Origin of the sequence: Bradyrhizobium sp. Leo170 (genome assembly GCF_004296405.1) — a bacterium.
Lineage (GTDB): Bacteria > Pseudomonadota > Alphaproteobacteria > Rhizobiales > Xanthobacteraceae > Bradyrhizobium.
In genome coordinates this window covers 1-14,686 of the sequence record NZ_PSRR01000220.1, presented here as the reverse complement: position 1 = coordinate 14,686, position 14,686 = coordinate 1, and the positions used below count along the sequence as shown (strand labels likewise).

15 protein-coding genes are annotated in these 14,686 nt (G+C 65.0%); 5 read left to right on the top strand and 10 right to left on the bottom strand.

Features of this window, described 5'->3' with window-relative positions:
- Window positions 1-198: 198 nt before the first annotated feature.
- The 4 genes from CWO89_RS29210 to CWO89_RS29195 all read left to right on the top strand — a co-directional run bounded on the left by CWO89_RS29210 (window position 199) and on the right by CWO89_RS29195 (window position 4,648).
- On the top strand, window positions 199-2,334 hold the full coding sequence (locus CWO89_RS29210) for an adenylate/guanylate cyclase domain-containing protein (protein ID WP_130582055.1): 2,136 nt from the start codon (window positions 199-201) through the stop codon (window positions 2,332-2,334).
- A gap of 275 nt (window positions 2,335-2,609) precedes the next feature.
- Window positions 2,610-3,389, top strand: a complete 780-nt coding sequence (locus tag CWO89_RS29205; RefSeq protein WP_130582053.1) for an NAD kinase — start codon at window positions 2,610-2,612, stop codon at window positions 3,387-3,389.
- Window positions 3,390-3,500: 111 nt separating this feature from the next.
- Entirely contained in the window at window positions 3,501-4,046 is a 546-nt protein-coding gene (locus CWO89_RS29200; protein WP_130582052.1) for a response regulator, read from the top strand.
- Window positions 4,047-4,066: 20 nt separating this feature from the next.
- The gene (locus CWO89_RS29195; protein WP_130582051.1) at window positions 4,067-4,648 is read left to right on the top strand and encodes an Hpt domain-containing protein; all 582 of its coding nucleotides are present in this window, start codon (window positions 4,067-4,069) and stop codon (window positions 4,646-4,648) included.
- Between the two features lie 238 nt (window positions 4,649-4,886).
- On the opposite strand, the gene CWO89_RS29190 is transcribed toward CWO89_RS29195, so the two are convergent.
- From CWO89_RS29190 to folE, 10 genes are all read right to left on the bottom strand, one after another.
- Complete coding sequence (locus CWO89_RS29190) at window positions 4,887-6,062, bottom strand: DUF2336 domain-containing protein (protein ID WP_130582050.1); 1,176 nt, start codon at window positions 6,060-6,062, stop codon at window positions 4,887-4,889.
- A gap of 191 nt (window positions 6,063-6,253) precedes the next feature.
- Window positions 6,254-7,246 carry a transglycosylase SLT domain-containing protein gene (locus tag CWO89_RS29185; RefSeq protein ID WP_130582049.1) on the bottom strand — a complete coding sequence of 331 codons (993 nt, stop codon included), beginning with the start codon at window positions 7,244-7,246 and terminating at the stop codon, window positions 6,254-6,256.
- Between the two features lie 132 nt (window positions 7,247-7,378).
- Complete coding sequence (locus CWO89_RS29180; protein ID WP_130582048.1) at window positions 7,379-8,170, bottom strand: c-type cytochrome; 792 nt, start codon at window positions 8,168-8,170, stop codon at window positions 7,379-7,381.
- The gene (locus CWO89_RS29175) at window positions 8,167-9,792 is read right to left on the bottom strand and encodes a b(o/a)3-type cytochrome-c oxidase subunit 1 (RefSeq protein WP_130582047.1); all 1,626 of its coding nucleotides are present in this window, start codon (window positions 9,790-9,792) and stop codon (window positions 8,167-8,169) included. The genes CWO89_RS29180 and CWO89_RS29175 overlap by 4 nt, the downstream gene beginning before the upstream one ends.
- The gene (locus CWO89_RS29170) at window positions 9,782-10,360 is read right to left on the bottom strand and encodes a cupredoxin domain-containing protein (protein WP_130582046.1); all 579 of its coding nucleotides are present in this window, start codon (window positions 10,358-10,360) and stop codon (window positions 9,782-9,784) included. Before CWO89_RS29170 ends, CWO89_RS29175 begins: the two co-directional genes overlap by 11 nt.
- 2 nt (window positions 10,361-10,362) lie before the next feature.
- Window positions 10,363-10,536, bottom strand: a complete 174-nt coding sequence (locus CWO89_RS46210; protein ID WP_165421385.1) for a hypothetical protein — start codon at window positions 10,534-10,536, stop codon at window positions 10,363-10,365.
- A gap of 26 nt (window positions 10,537-10,562) precedes the next feature.
- Window positions 10,563-11,819, bottom strand: coding sequence for a c-type cytochrome (locus CWO89_RS29165; RefSeq protein ID WP_130582045.1), 1,257 nt, complete (start codon window positions 11,817-11,819; stop codon window positions 10,563-10,565).
- Window positions 11,820-11,832: 13 nt separating this feature from the next.
- On the bottom strand, window positions 11,833-12,432 hold the full coding sequence (locus CWO89_RS29160; protein ID WP_245476630.1) for a c-type cytochrome: 600 nt from the start codon (window positions 12,430-12,432) through the stop codon (window positions 11,833-11,835).
- A gap of 222 nt (window positions 12,433-12,654) precedes the next feature.
- Window positions 12,655-13,077 (bottom strand): phosphoribosyl-AMP cyclohydrolase, encoded by a 423-nt coding sequence (gene hisI, locus CWO89_RS29155; protein ID WP_130582044.1) that lies wholly within the window; start codon window positions 13,075-13,077, stop codon window positions 12,655-12,657.
- 28 nt (window positions 13,078-13,105) lie between these two features.
- Window positions 13,106-13,816, bottom strand: a complete 711-nt coding sequence (gene folE, locus CWO89_RS29150) for a GTP cyclohydrolase I FolE (protein WP_130582043.1) — start codon at window positions 13,814-13,816, stop codon at window positions 13,106-13,108.
- A gap of 341 nt (window positions 13,817-14,157) precedes the next feature.
- Between folE and CWO89_RS29145 the strand changes: the two genes are divergently transcribed.
- The gene (locus CWO89_RS29145) at window positions 14,158-14,604 is read left to right on the top strand and encodes an iron-sulfur cluster assembly scaffold protein (protein ID WP_130582042.1); all 447 of its coding nucleotides are present in this window, start codon (window positions 14,158-14,160) and stop codon (window positions 14,602-14,604) included.
- The last annotated feature ends 82 nt before the right edge of the window (window positions 14,605-14,686 follow it).

Here is a 14,686-nt window from a genome sequence, read left to right as displayed (position 1 = left end):
GGCTATCTCCACGCGCACGGTGACAGACGTGTTCGCGGAGGCTCCCCCTCACCCGAAATTCAAGCTGCGCTTGAATTTCGACCTCTCCCCGCAAGCGGGGCGAGGTGGAGTCGAGCCCGCCTCTCGATTTGAGAAAAGATCATCACCTCCTTGTCGGGATCAGCGACCTTGAGCATCGGGCGCACCGCGCGCGAGGTGATGACAATCGCCGCGATCGCGCTGGTCTGTGCCGCCATTTCTATCTCGCCCGCACTCAAGCCGATCCAGGGCCTGTCGCTCGACATCCTGACCGCGCTGCGCTGGAGGATCTTCCAGAGCGCGCCCGACCCTACGGCTTCGCCGGCGGTGGTCGTCGCGATCGACGAGGAAAGCTATCGCGCGGCGCCGTTCAAGGGATCGCCCACGCTGACCTGGACCGGCGAGATTGGCCGCGTGCTCGGCGCCATCATCGATGGCGGTGCCAAGGTCGTCGGCTTCGACCTGGTGATCCCGACCTCGATCGAGCTGTCGCAAATTCCGTTCAGCGACGGCGTGCTGGGCGAGAAGGTGCGCGGCTTCGATCGCGACTTCCTGCGCGCGCTCGCCTCCGCCTCGACGTCCGGCAAGGTCGTGCTCGGCGAAATCCTGCGCGGTGATCAGCCGATCCTCCCCTCTCCCGGCCAGCGCGTCGCCGTTCGCCAGCAGCAGAATATCCGCCCGCTCAACGTCCATACCGACAACGACGACACGGTGCGGCGGGTGCCGCTGACCTTTGTCGTCGGCGACGCAAGGATTTCCGGCATGGCGCTCGAACTGGCATCGCGGGCGCTTGGCGCGACGCCCGACAGCGACGCCAGTGGCAACGTGACGCTCGCCGGTTACCGGATTCCGAGCCCGGTGCCGAACACGATGACGCTGAACTTTGCCGGCGGCGCGGACGACATCCCGACCTTCTCCTTCGCCGACCTGCGCGCCTGCGCGGCCAAGGGTGAGAAGGATTATTTCCGGCGCTGGTTCGACGGCAAGGTCGTCCTGATCGGCACCGTGCTCGACATCGAAGACCGCCAGGCGACATCCAAACGATTTGCCACCGGAGGCGACGGGAAACACCCCGTGCCGCGCTGCGCGCCCGACGCCAGTCTGCCGGCTGCGCCGAGCATCGCGCGCAGCACGATCGCGGGCGTCTATATCCACGCCACTGCCGTCAACAACCTGATCACCCGCAACGCGGCGAGCGAGCCCGGCCGGCTGCCGACGTTCCTGATCGCCTTTGTGTTTGCCGCGCTGGCCGCGACGGCGGCACGCCTATTCAGGCCATTCACCGCCGTCCTCTCCTTCGCAGCCGTGAGCGCGCTCGGGCTTGTCGCCGCCACCTTCGCCTTTACCCACGCGTTGGCGCTCCCGCTGGTCGAGCCGTTCGCAGCAGGCACGGCTGCGCTCGCGGCGATGGTCGGCCTTCGCTTCGCCGTCACCGATCGCGACCGCAGGCTGCTGCAGAAGAGCTTTGCGCTCTATCTCGCCCCTGATGTCATCGACCGCATGCTGTCGTCGAAGAAATTGCCGGAGCTCGGCGGCGAGGCGCGCGAGGTCACGGTGTTCTTCTCCGACCTCGCGGGCTTTTCCGCGATCGCGGAAAACATGCCGCCGGACCGGCTGATGTCGCTGATGAACGAATATCTTTCCGACATGACCGACGTCATCGAGGCCAATGGCGGTTGCGTCGACAAATATATCGGCGATTCCATCGTCGCGGTGTTCGGCGCGCCCGCCGACGATCCTGACCATGCTGCGAACGCGGCACGCGCGGCGCTCGACTGTTGCGCACGCCTCGCCGAACTTAACGCCACCTCGCCGGTCTTCCGCGACCATCCGCTCGCGCAGCGCATCGGCATCAATTCCGGCGAGGCGCTGGTCGGCAATTTCGGATCGCGGCGGCGCTTCAATTATTCTGTCATGAGCGATGCGGTGAACCTTGCCTCGCGGCTCGAAGGCGCCAACAAGTTCTACGGCACCACCATCATCGCCTCGGATGCGACGGTGGCGCTCGCCGGCAGCGGTTTTGCCTGGCGCGAGCTCGACGAAGTCCGCGTCAAGGGACGTAATCAGGCGCTGAAGATCTATGAACTGGTGGCGCGGTCAGATGCGCTGTCGAAAGCGCAGCAGTCGCTGATCAAGACTTATGGCGAAGGACTCGCGCATTGGCGCGCCGGCGAATTCCACCTCGCCACGGAGGCTTTCAACCGCGCGGCCGCAACCGACAAGCCGGCCGCCCTGTTTCGCGAGCGCGCCGAGCAGATGGCCGCGCAGCCGCCGGGCGGGGACTGGGAGCCGATCCGCACGCTGCAGGAGAAGTGAAGTACCGTAGCCCGGGTGAAGCGCAGCGCAAACCGGGGCCGCTCGTTAACGTGGATACAGATGTCCCGGGTTACGCTTCGCTCCACCCGGGCTAAGCGGGCGCTCACCTCTCCAGCTTGCAGGGGGGTCGGGCGGATCGACCATTACGGAATTGTGTCGGGCAGCCGCCGGACCTAGCCCTAAATGCCGGTCTTCTGATCTCGACAAGCGCGGCCAAGCTGTATAGACGGGCGCGGCGCGGAACCGCGCGCCATCAGAGCCGAGCTTGTCGTGCAATGACCCGTCCCGAGCGATACGAGAAGATCGCCTTCGTCGCCAGCAGTGGCACCGAGGCGCAGGCGGCGCTGGCGCAACTGACCGCGCTCTACGGCAATTGCGATGCGGCGGACGCCGACGTCGTGGTCGCGCTCGGCGGCGACGGCTTGATGCTGCAGACGCTGCACGCCAACATGCGCTCGGGGAAACCGATCTACGGCATGCATCGCGGCACCGTCGGCTTCCTGATGAACGAATACTCGACCCACAATCTGCGCGAACGGCTGGCTGCGTCGCGGGAATCCCTGATCAGCCCGCTTTTGATGCGCGCCACCGACATCCACGGCGCGGTGCATCTGCATCACGCCATCAACGAGGTCGCGCTGTTCCGCCAGACCTACCAAGCCGCGCGCCTGCGCATCCTGATCGACGAGCACGAGCGGATGCCGGAACTGATCGCCGACGGCATCCTGGTCGCCACCCCCGCCGGCTCGACCGCCTATAACCTCTCGGTGCAGGGACCGATCGTCCCGATCAACGCCGCCCTGCTCGCGCTGACCCCAATCAGCGCCTTCCGCCCGCGGCGCTGGCGCGGCGCGCTGTTGCCGAATTCGGCATTCGTCGTGATCGAGGTGCTCGAGGAGGCCAAGCGCCCGGTGGCGGCGGTCGCCGACCATGACGAAGTGCGCGACGTCAGCCGCGTCGAGGTGCTGACCGACAAGACCATCTCGATACGCATGCTGTTCGATCCCGGCCACAGCCTGGAAGAGCGCATCCTGCGCGAGCAGTTCGGGTATTGATGCTGTCGTCCCGGCCTTGACCGGGACGACGAATATCCCCCGCGCAACCTTTCCTTAACCGCCACAGCGATATGGTTAACGGCGGGTAATGCCGTTTGGGCCGGGCGGGACATGTATCGCATCGATTTCAACAAGCTGCGGTTTCTGATCTGCGACGACAATCCGCACATGCGCCGCATCCTGCGGACGCTCTTGCATTCGTTCGGCGCGCGCGAAGTCTACGAGGCGGAAGACGGCGCCACCGCGCTCGAAATGTATACCCACTACGTTCCCGACATCGTCATCACCGACTGGTCGATGCCGATCTTCGACGGGCTCGAGCTCGCGCAGATGATCCGGCAGCCGGAATCCAACGCCAATCCCTATGCGCCGATCATCATGCTGACCGCGCATTCGGAGAAGCGCCGCGTGACGGTGGCGCGCGATGCCGGCGTCACCGAATTCCTGGCCAAGCCGATCTCGGCCAAGGGACTCTACCAGCGCATCCTCAATGTCGTTGCCAACCCCCGCCCCTTCATCAAGACCAAGACCTATTTCGGCCCGGACCGCCGCCGCAACACCAGCGCCACCTATATCGGGCCCGAGCGCCGCGTCGGCGGCGAGATGGAAGTGATGCAACAGCCGTCGCTGCTCGATAAGGCGCGTTCCAGCATCTAGCGGGAATCAAGGAGGTCGTCATGGCGAAAGAGAAACCGGGTACGCTGGAGATCAAGACCTTCGCCACGCACCATGTGATCACGCCACCAAACCCGCTGCGCAAGGTGCTGCGCCGCATCCCTCCCGACATCGATCACGACGATCCCGTCGCGCGCGCCGAGCAGGCGCTCGCGGATCTCTCCGGCGAATTCAAGCAGTGGATGACGATCGAGGCCGACCGGCTGTCGGCCGCGCACGCCATTGTGCTGCGCCACGGCTTCTCGCACGAGACGCGCGAAGAGCTGTTCCGCGCCGCCCATGACATCAAGGGCGACGCCGCGACCTTCGGCTTCCCCTCCGCCGGCGCCGCCGCCGAAAGCCTGTGCCGTATCATCGAGCACGCCCCCGAGCTCGACCAGGTGCCGCCGGAGCTGATCACCCACCACATCAACGCGATCCAGGCGATCGTGCGCGAGCGCACCAAGCTCGACACCGCCGTGATGGCAAGCGCGCTGAGCAGGCAGCTCCGCGGCATCGCCGATGAATTCCTGCTCAAGGTCAACCGCGACCGCCCCGAACATCTCGAAGCCATCCTCGCGCCGAGCATCGCACCGGCGGAGTGATGACGGCGTAGGGTGGGCAAAGCGCAGCGTGCCCACCATCGCGAGCGGAGTGTTGATGGTGGGCACGCTTCGCTTTGCCCACCTATGCGGTTCGTTGCCGTCCCCGTCATTCCGGGATGCGCCGCCAGGCGCAGGCCGGGAATCCATTGGGCCGCATGCGCAGGCGGCGAAATGGATTCCGGGTTCGATGCTGTCGCATCGCCCGGAATGACGACGTGTGTTGCGGCGGCGGTTTTTCTTACGCAGCGATCAAATCGTGCTCGAGCGGTGCGAGCGCTTCTTCCGCGACCAGCTCTTCGCAGAAGACGCGCGCTTCCTCGCGCGCGGATTCGGTGGCGAAGCGGCGGAGCAGGATCAACAGTGGCTCGGCGGCCTGCCGATCGGTCTCGCAATGGGTCAGCACGCGCTCGACCATGCGGCGACGCAGCCTGACCGCGCCGTCGATGCTGTCGACATAGCCGGCCTCATGACTTGCCTCGAGCGCGGCACGGAAGGCGGCGAAGGTGGATTCCGGCAGGCCCGCGCGGATCAGCAGCGCGTCGAGACTGGCGGCGCCGCGGTCATGCAACAGCGCGGCGATGCGCGCCTGCGGCAGGCCGGAGAGTTCGGCGAGCGCTGCGTGGAACAGCTCGAGATTGCCCGAGAGCAGCGCGCGCAGGATCAATCCGGCGGTGAGTTGTCCGGTGGTGCGCAGATGCGCGACGAGCCCGCGCATCTCCTCGCCGCGAGAACGCGCCGCGATGTGGACGGTCGAACGCTCGCACGCTTCGCTGGCAATGCGCCCTGCCCGGTCGGCGGAGAGCCAGTTGCGGGCGACCACGAATTGCGCCAGCGTCTCCGACAGCTTTGCCACCAGCGCCATGCGGGTCGCGGCCGGCAGGCCTTCCAGCACCAGCATCGCCTCCCGGATCGCGGCGAGATGGCCGTGCCGCTCGACGATGCGGTCCCAGGAGAACGGTGCGAGTTCCGCATTCGCGTTCTCGATCAATTCGAGCGCTGCGGCGGCGCAGCCGACTTCGGCGATCGCCGCACCGACGGACGCGGGCAGATTGATCCGCCGCGCGATCGCGCATTGCATCTCGTTGTTGCCTGTCGCGACAATGTCGACGAGGTCGGCATCGATCAGGAGCGGCGAATGTTCCAGCACCGGCAGCGCGATTCCGGGCTGGTCGACCGCGAGCGCCTGCACGATGGCCGCCGGCGCCTCGGCGCTGCGCGCAAACACCTCGGCCATCGCCTGCCGCACCAGCGGTGACGGATCGTCGAGCAGCATCAACAACGCGCCCTCGGCGGCGATGCGGTCGTCCTCGGAAAGGTCTGAAATCAACCAGGCCCGCGCCAATGCCCGGGTGGCCTCGGCCCGCTCCCCTGCCGGAGCGGTCCTGATCCAATTAATGAACTGCCGAACGATCATGGTCCTTCCGGCTTACGCAACGAAACGGCACGGTGATGCAGTGCCAACGTAACAAAAGATAAACCATGACGCTTAACAAAGGGTTCACCATAACTCTTTGGGTTTATTGACGTTTCGTTAATGGAGGAAGGTTGCGCTTGCCCCAGCCACAGACCTCATCCTGAGGAGCGGCAGACGTGCGCGGCGTCGGATCAGCCCGAGAACGTGCCGTTGCGGTCGCTGAAGAGGTCGAGACGGCCGGGAGGCCGCACTTCGGGAGTCTGGCCGGAGAGCGAGGTGGTCGCGACCTGTGAGGGGCGGCCCCATAATTCCTGCACGGTGGGCGAAATCGGCTCGGCGCGGTCGCCGGCCTGGAACAGCGAGCGGAACATTGGATCGCCCGGAGTGGACGCCGTTTGCGTGGCGGCCACCGGCGACACTGCGCGCGCATCCGGGAAGCTCGAGAGATAGGCGGCGTTGTCGATCGCGAGCGGCGTGGTGGGCGCGGCGCTCGCGATCTCGCCGCCGGCCGCAGTGAAAGCCGTGCGGGTTTCGCTGGAATTGGCGGCGCCGGCATAGCGCGCGCTCAGCACCGAATAGACTTCCGACACGCTGCGGGCGCGTCCCGAACCGTCGTAGAAGATCGAACTGTTGGCGGCGGCCGCCTTCGGAAACATCTGCGCGGCACTGGCGTTCGGATTGCCCTCGGCGCTCGAGATCAGTTTCGCTGCGCCGCCGACGCCCATGAAATGCGCCATGTAGAGCTCGGCATCGCTCGGACGACGGCCGATGCTGCCCGTGAGCTTGAAGCTGTTGGATTGCGTCAGCACGCCGGCCATCGCGGACGCGGCGTCCGGATCGTCGCGCAATCGCATGATCGCCGCCCGCGCCTGGGGGTCGCTGACCGAATAGCTGCCGTCGGAATTCTTCGTGATGGCGTCGGCATATTTCCCGTAGCCGAGCTGATCCCCCGCCTCCTTCACCGTGCCGAGCCAGGTCTGGTCGATGAATTGAAACAGCCCGCGCGCGGATGAGGTCGACGCGGAAGCACGCGGGTTGAAGTTGGATTCCATCTTGGCGGTCGTGAGCAGGTATTGAAAGCTCGTGCCGGTGGTGGAGGCGGCCTGCTTGATCGAACCCGCGATCTTCGCGCGCGTCGGGTCGACACCTGCCGCAGCCCCGGCGTTGAATATATCGACCGCCATCGATTGATGCCCCGCTCCTCGCGAAACGCTCGCGTGGGCTTCATGAACGCCGGTAATCGGCGCAGCTCCCTCCGATACCCTGCGGCAATTATGGTTAATTGGAGGTTAAAGCGCCGGCAGGCGTAGCGGAGCTTACGGCTGCGCCTCGTAGTAGCGCGCGACCTGATCGATCTCTTCCGCGGTCATCTGGCGGGCGATATTGCGCATCTGCTCGCTGATGTCGTTGCGGCGGGTGCCCGATGCGAAGGCCTGCAACTGCGCCTTGATATAGACGGCGGACTGGCCGCCGAGCCAGGGGCTGCCGGCCTTGATGTCGATCTCGCCATGGCAGGAGCCGCAGGGCGGGATGTTGCGCATCGGCGCGCCCGTCACCACGATCGCAGGCGCCGGCAGGTTCGGATTGACCTGGCTGGAGGGCACGCGCGGCAGATAGGCGTAATAGAGGGCGACATCGCGCATGTCCTGGTCGGCCATGTTGGCCGCGAACGGGCTCATGACGACGTTGACCCGCGCCCCGGTCTTGAAGTCGTTCAACTCCTTGTACGTCACCGCGGCGTACTGTCCGGCGAGGTTCGGCGAGTTCGCGTCGCTCACGCCCTGCGGCCCGTGGCAGATCGCACAGCGCTGCGCGAGCGTCGCGCCACGGCCGATCGAAACCTGGTCCTGCCGTGTCAGCATTTCCGGCGTGACCACGACATTCGACGTCTTGAACGCAGGCGGGACCGCCGCGGCTGGCCTCGGCAGGTTGGGCACGCCGGCTGCGCTGCAGATCGCGTCCCAGATGCCGGCAAGCTTCAGATTGGGCTGCAGCAGCGGCAGCCAGATCAATCCCACGATCGCGGACAGCACCGCGATGGCGGCGGTGACGCCGACGCTGATGCTGAACCAGGGATTGCGCGGCGAATAGAGCTCGTCCTCGCTCATCTGCTAGCTCCGACATAAACGGCAGGCACGCTGGTATTCTTCACGGCCATCAGTTGGCCGATCGGGTAGCCGTAATTGACGATCGTCAGCCCGATCATCAGCGCCAGCCACAATCCAAAACTGTTGAGCGCAACCGGAATGCGCGCAGGCATGTGCAAGGGGATCGCGAAGCTATAGGCACCCGCCTCGCCTCTCGGCGCGAACTGGCCGCGGATCAGCACGATCAGGAACAGGATGCCTGACGTCAGCAGGATCAATCCGCCGAACGCCGAGATCACCACCGAGAAAGCCTGCGGCGCGATCGCGGGATTGGCATAGTCATAGAACGCCATGCGGCGGGGCATGCCGAGGATGCCGACATAGTGCCAGGGGAACGTGGTGACGATCATGCCGATGAACCACAGCCAGAGCTGGGTGCGCATCATCCCGTAACTATCCAGCGTACGGCCGGTCAAATGCGGCCACAGGTCATAGGCGATCGCGAAATACATGATGACGATGGCGCCGCCGAATATCAGATGAAAGTGGCCGGTGATCCATTGCGTGTTGTGGATGCTGGTATTGAGCTGATAGCTCATATTGATGAGCCCGCCGGCGCCGCCGAAACCAAGCATGACCAGCGACAGCGCGGTCGCGAGCATGATCGGATTCTTCCACGGCAGCGCGCCAATCCAGCCGAACGCGCCCCTGCCCCCGCGCAGCCGGCTCGCGATCTCCGCAGACGCGCAGATCGTGAATACCGTGAGCAGCGTCGGCAGCGCGACGAGACCGGTGAACACCGATTGCATGAACTTGAAGCCGGCGCCGACCTGCGGATCGGCAAACAAATGATGCACGCCGATCGGCATCGCGACCACGACGAACATGATGAAGGCGACCCGCCCCATCGCGTCGCTGTAGAGCCGGCCCCCGATCGCGCGCGGGAAGATGGTGTAATAGGCGATGTAGGTCGGGATCAGCCAGAAATAGACGATGGCGTGCAACGTCCAGGAGAAGAATACGCGCGCCAATCCGGCGTCGATGGTGGTGGTGAGCCCAAGCGCGGTCGGAATGATCTGAAAAATGAGCTCGAGCGCGGCGCCAACCGCGGTCCAGCCCCAGAGGTAGGAGCCCGCGACATTGGCGAACATCGCGAGCGGCACCGGCTTGTCCCTGTTGTCGCGCTTCCAGACCGCGAGATTGATCGACATCAGCGCGACCCAGATCCATGAGCCGACCACGACCAGGACCACGCCGATGTAATAGAAGGCATTGCCGATCATCGGCGGATAGAAGGTATAGAGCACCGACGCCAGTCCGAGCGAGACCGGGATCATCGCGACCACGCTGCCGATAGCGACCAGCGCGATACCGGCCCAGGCCCAGCGCCGCCCGACCAGCGGCCGCTCCAGCGCCGCTTCGCTGATGGCGTAGCCAAAGCCCATCGCAACCAGGGTCGGGAAGACATAGCCCATCACCGTGCCGTGCGCGGTAACCGAGCGATAATAGAATTCCGGATTGAAGTGCCAGACGTTCAGCGGGCTGCGCTCGAACATCTGCCAGGCGCCGAGCACCAGCGCCGCGCCGAACACGATGAAGGCGAGCCAGAAATGCGCCAGGATCAGCCGCTTGTTAATCAACACAGGTGAGCCTCCGTTTGCTCGCCGCCATGTTGCGGAACGTGGTCTGGTCGACCACCTTGACCTTGCCCCACATGCCCTGATGACCGATGCCGCAGAATTCCTGGCAGGGCATCATGTGTTCGCCCGGCGCCTTGAAGCTGATCGGCAGATCCGAGACATAGCCCGGCACCAGCATGGTGTTGATGTTGGTGCCCTCGATCAGGAAGCCATGCACGACGTCGGCGCTGGTGGCGCGGATGGTGATCGGCGTTTCCGCCGGTACCACGAGGCATTGCGGCGTGAATGAATATTGCTGCCCGATCGCGCGCACCGTGACGGAGCCATCGACCTCCAGCACGCTGCCGAGGTTGCTTTCGACGAATTCGCCGGAAAGGTGCAAGGTCGTGGGATCGGCGGTCTCGACGCGGCCCTGCGGCATCGTTGTATGGTAGATGCCGAAGAAGGCGGCCAATCCGACGAGCACGCCGATGATCACGATCGACAGCGTTGCCCAGCGCCGCTCGATGCGCGCGGCAACCGCCTCGCCGAGACCATGCGCGCCGGGACTATGATCGGTCTCACTGGTCACGATCAGGCGCTCCGCGGCAGGAAGACCAAGAGATAGAAGGCGAACCACAAAGCGACGACGATCGCGGTCGCGATGCCCGCCACCGCAATGGCCCCGCCGGGACCTGCCCGCACGATCGCGTCCACCGCCTCGTCATCGGAATGCTGCGCCGGCCCTTGCGAAGATGAATCCGTCATGGCGCGCCCCTTCTCCAGATCATGCTCTACTTCAGCGTGGCCGTGCGCAATTCGTTGGCCTGGCGCGCCGACACCGGCGCGCCGCGATTGCCCCAGGACGTCCTGATGTAAGTGACGACGGCGGCGACCTCATCGTCGGAGAGGCGCTGCGCGAAGGGCGGCATGCCATAGGGCATCGGGTTGCCCGCGGTGCCCGGCGGATAGCCGCCATTGAGCACCATGCGGATCGCATTCACCGCCGAGGCCATCTGGATCGACTGATTGCCGGCGAGCGGCGGATAATGCGGCGGCATGCCGAGCCCGGTCGCGCCATGGCAGCTTGCGCAGTCGCGGTCATAGATCTGCTTGCCGAGCGAGAGCAGAAGGCTGCTCTCGGCCGACGGTATCGCCGGCGGCGGCTTGTCCGGCGAGCTGCCCTGCGCGAGGCCCTTCAGGTAGACCGCCATCGCGCGGATGTCCTCGTCGTTGAGGTATTGCAGGCTGTTGTAGACGACTTCCGCCATCGGCCCGTAGACCGCGCCGCGGGCGGAGACGCCGGTGCGCAGATAATCGACGATCTCCTGGATGCTCCAGTCGCCCAGCCCCGCTTCCTTGTTCGAGGTGAGCGACGGCGCGTACCAGTACTGCATCGGAATCAGGCCGCCCTCGAACGCCTGCGATTCCGAGCTGCCGCCGAGCGCGTTGATCGCGGTGTGGCACATGCCGCAATGGCCGAGGCCTTCGACCAGATAGGCGCCCCTGTTCCATTCCGCCGACTTCGTCGGGTCGGGCTTGAACTCGCCCTCGTTGAAGAACAGCGTGCGCCAGCCGATGATCAGCGAGCGGTTGTTGAAGGGAAAGGTCAATTCATGCGGCTTGTTGACCTGCTTCACCGGCGGGACCGAACGCAAAAAGGCGTAGATCGCATCGGAGTCCTCGCGCGTCACCTTGGTGTAGGAGCCGAACGGCATCGCGGGATAGACGAGGCCGCCGTCGGGGAAGCGGCCATCATGCATCATCCGGTAGAACTGGTCCGAGGTCCAGGTGCCGATGCCGGTCTGCGGATCGGGCGTGATGTTGGAGGTGTAGAGCGTGCCGAACGGCGTCTTCATCGGCAGGCCGCCGGCAAAGGTCTTGCCTTCGCGCGCGGTGTGGCAGGCGATGCAGTCGCCGGCGCGGGCGAGATATTCGCCCCGCTTGAGCAGCTCGGCATTGGCTGGCGGGTTCTGCTGCGCACTTGCCGGCGTTACGCCGGCGAAGCACAGCGCCAGAAGGAGAATCAGCTTGGTTGAGAGGCGTTGCATCGGCGAGCTCCCTTCAACGCGGCTCGCTGCCGCATGCAAGCGGCATCGGCAGGCTGCCTTGCGGCGCGAACGACGGATCTGCCGGCGCCGGACGCGATGAGAGATAAGCGGCGACCGCCTTGACGTCGTCCTCGGTGAGAAGGCTTGCGACAATCTGCATGCAGTCCGGGGCCGCCGCGGTGCGGGTGCCGTAGCGCCAGCCGCCGAGCTGGGCGCTGATGTAGCTTGCGCGCAAGCCGAGCAGACCGGGAATCGCGGGCTCCATGCCGCCGAAGCTCGGGCCGTGGCAGCTTGCGCAGGGCGGAATGCCGCGCTGCGCATCGCCGTTCTTCACGATCGATTCGCCACGCGCGAGTATAGCGTCGCTGACGGTCGGGATCGCAGGCTCCGGGAATGGCGGCCGCAACGATGCGAAATAGTCGGCCATCTTCTTCAGGTAGTCGTCGGGCAGGAATTCCAGGAGATAGTTCATCGGCGGATATTTCCGCCGGCCATCCCTGAAGGCCACGAGCTGATTATAGAGATAGCCCGCCGGCTTGCCGGCAAGACGCGGGAAATAGACGTCGCTTGTACCCTCGCCTTGCGCACCGTGACAGGACGCGCAGGCCAGCACGCGCGCGCCGCCATGGTGTCGGGCGCGCGCTCCGGCGTCTGCGCCCGCGCGGGAAGAAGAGGCAGCGCGAAAAAGACAAAACACAATCGGATTAGAGAAAAACGACGCGCCACCGTTTCGACTCCACCTCGACCACGGGTGGGAATTTTTGCACATCATGTTGACGGTGGCAACGCAGCTCACGCGCGCTGCGCCGCGTCATCTGCACAACGGAAATTGAGTCTATTTGCGATAGACTTTGTCGGGATCGAACAGGCGATCGGCATCAACGAATGACAGTGCTGTGTCACCGTCGTCATGCGTGACCGCGCGATAGAAGCAGGAGCGGCGGCCGGTATGGCAGGCCGCGCCGGTCTGCTCGACGCGGATCCAGATCGCGTCCTGGTCACAATCCGTTCGCATCTCGATCACACGCTGTGTCTGGCCGGAGCTTTCGCCCTTGCGCCAGAGCGCATTGCGCGAACGGCTGAAATACCAGGCCTCGCCGGTCGCGATCGTCTTGCGCAGCGCCTCGTCGTTCATATGCGCAACCATCAGCACGTCGCCATTGGCGGCGTCGGTCGCGACGCAGGTCACGAGCCCGGACGCGTCGAATTTGGGCTGGAATGCCAGCCCTTCCTCGCGGTCGTGATCATGTGCTGACACGGGATAAGCCTCGCAATGCTGTGCGAGGTTACCGGGTCGGTCCTCGCACCAGGGACAGGAAACGCTGCTGCTCCGCCGGATTGTCGCGGAACATGCCGGTGAAGCGGCTGGTGAAGGTCGACGCGCCATGCTTGGCGACCCCGCGCACCGACATGCAGGTATGCTCGGCCTCGATCAGGACGGCAACGCCGCGGGGCTTGAGAATCTCGTCGATCGCAGCCGCGATCTGGGCGGTCAGATGCTCCTGGGTCTGCAGCCGGCGGGCAAAGATGTCGGTGAGCCGGGCAAGCTTGGACAGGCCCACCACCCGCTCGACCGGGGTATATGCAATATGTGCCTTGCCGTAGAACGGCATCATGTGGTGCTCGCACTGCGAGGTGAACTCGATGTCGCGAACCAGTACGAAATCGTCGTAGCCGGCGGTCTCGCCAAAGGTGCGGTCGAGCACCTCGGCCGGGCACTGGTGATAGCCCTGGTAAAGCTCGTCAAAGGCCTCGACGACGCGTCGCGGCGTGTCCAGGAGGCCCTCGCGATCCGGATCCTCGCCGATATAGCTCAGCAGCGTCAGAACCGCCTGCTCGGCTTCAGCCCGCGACGGGCGCGGCTGGTCGGCGCGGACGGCGGCGGCAAGGAATTCGGACGGATCGAGCTCGGCCGGCCGGGTTTCGACCACCCGAGTTTCAACCTTTTTGGGCTCGTTGCTCTTGGCAGGGCGGATCGATTTGATTGCAGCGTCCATTCGACGTCTCTCCGTTCGACCGGTCCCCTTTTCGGACCGGGTGTGTCACCGGGCAGACGAGGCGGCCTGATGCCGCCGGACGCCTGGAGTCCCCTGAGCATGATGCCATTTCGTCGAAATGTCATCCTGCTCCATATCTTGTTTGAGCATGATCTCTTCGGAAAACCGGTATCCACTTTTCCGGATCATGCTGTAACACCGGCAGCATAGCATTGGCTTCTGAACTGGCCCGCACCGGTGGCATGGCCGGACTGTATTTCGGCCGATACCGCCCATATATAGGGCTATGAAACCCTGCCGCCAAGGGCGCCCCTGTCCCTCTGCCCACGAGCTTTATTCGCATGCTGAATGACATCTACAACAAGCGGATCATCGAACTGGCCGGGAATATTCCGCGTCTCGGACGCCTTCCCGACCCCGATGCCAGCGCCACCGCGCATTCGAAACTCTGCGGCTCGACCGTGAAGGTCGACCTCAAGATGGACGGCCCCGTCGTCACCGACTTCGCCCATGACGTCAAAGCCTGCGCGCTGGGGCAGGCCTCCTCCTCGATCATGGCAAGTCACGTGGTGGGCTCGACCGCCGATGAACTGCGCGACTTGCGCGAGACCGTGCGCAAGATGCTCAAGGAAAACGGCAAGCCCCCGGAAGACGGCAAATGGGCCGAGATCGCCCTGCTCGAGCCGGTGCGCGACTACAAGGCCCGCCACGCCTCCACCATGCTGACGTTTGATGCCGTGGTTGATGCGATCGGCCAGATCGAGGCGAAGGCCAAGCAGCCGGCGTAGGCCGCGCCCGTCCCCTCCCGTCATTGCGAGCGGAGCGAAGCAATCCGCGCCTCCACAAGTGGCGCTATGGATTGCTTCGCTC

Excerpts from the sequence above, each read along its gene's own strand:
- CWO89_RS29210 (WP_130582055.1), top strand. The coding sequence starts at position 199 with ATGACAATCGCCGCGATCGCGCTGGTCTGTGCCGCCATTTCTATCTCG.
- CWO89_RS29205 (WP_130582053.1), top strand. The coding sequence starts at position 2,610 with ATGACCCGTCCCGAGCGATACGAGAAGATCGCCTTCGTCGCCAGCAGT.
- CWO89_RS29200 (WP_130582052.1), top strand. The coding sequence starts at position 3,501 with ATGTATCGCATCGATTTCAACAAGCTGCGGTTTCTGATCTGCGACGAC.
- CWO89_RS29195 (WP_130582051.1), top strand. The coding sequence starts at position 4,067 with ATGGCGAAAGAGAAACCGGGTACGCTGGAGATCAAGACCTTCGCCACG.
- CWO89_RS29190 (WP_130582050.1), bottom strand. The coding sequence starts at position 6,062 with ATGATCGTTCGGCAGTTCATTAATTGGATCAGGACCGCTCCGGCAGGG.
- CWO89_RS29185 (WP_130582049.1), bottom strand. The coding sequence starts at position 7,246 with ATGGCGGTCGATATATTCAACGCCGGGGCTGCGGCAGGTGTCGACCCG.
- CWO89_RS29180 (WP_130582048.1), bottom strand. The coding sequence starts at position 8,170 with ATGAGCGAGGACGAGCTCTATTCGCCGCGCAATCCCTGGTTCAGCATC.
- CWO89_RS46210 (WP_165421385.1), bottom strand. The coding sequence starts at position 10,536 with ATGACGGATTCATCTTCGCAAGGGCCGGCGCAGCATTCCGATGACGAG.
- CWO89_RS29165 (WP_130582045.1), bottom strand. The coding sequence starts at position 11,819 with ATGCAACGCCTCTCAACCAAGCTGATTCTCCTTCTGGCGCTGTGCTTC.
- folE (WP_130582043.1), bottom strand. The coding sequence starts at position 13,816 with ATGGACGCTGCAATCAAATCGATCCGCCCTGCCAAGAGCAACGAGCCC.
- CWO89_RS29145 (WP_130582042.1), top strand. The coding sequence starts at position 14,158 with ATGCTGAATGACATCTACAACAAGCGGATCATCGAACTGGCCGGGAAT.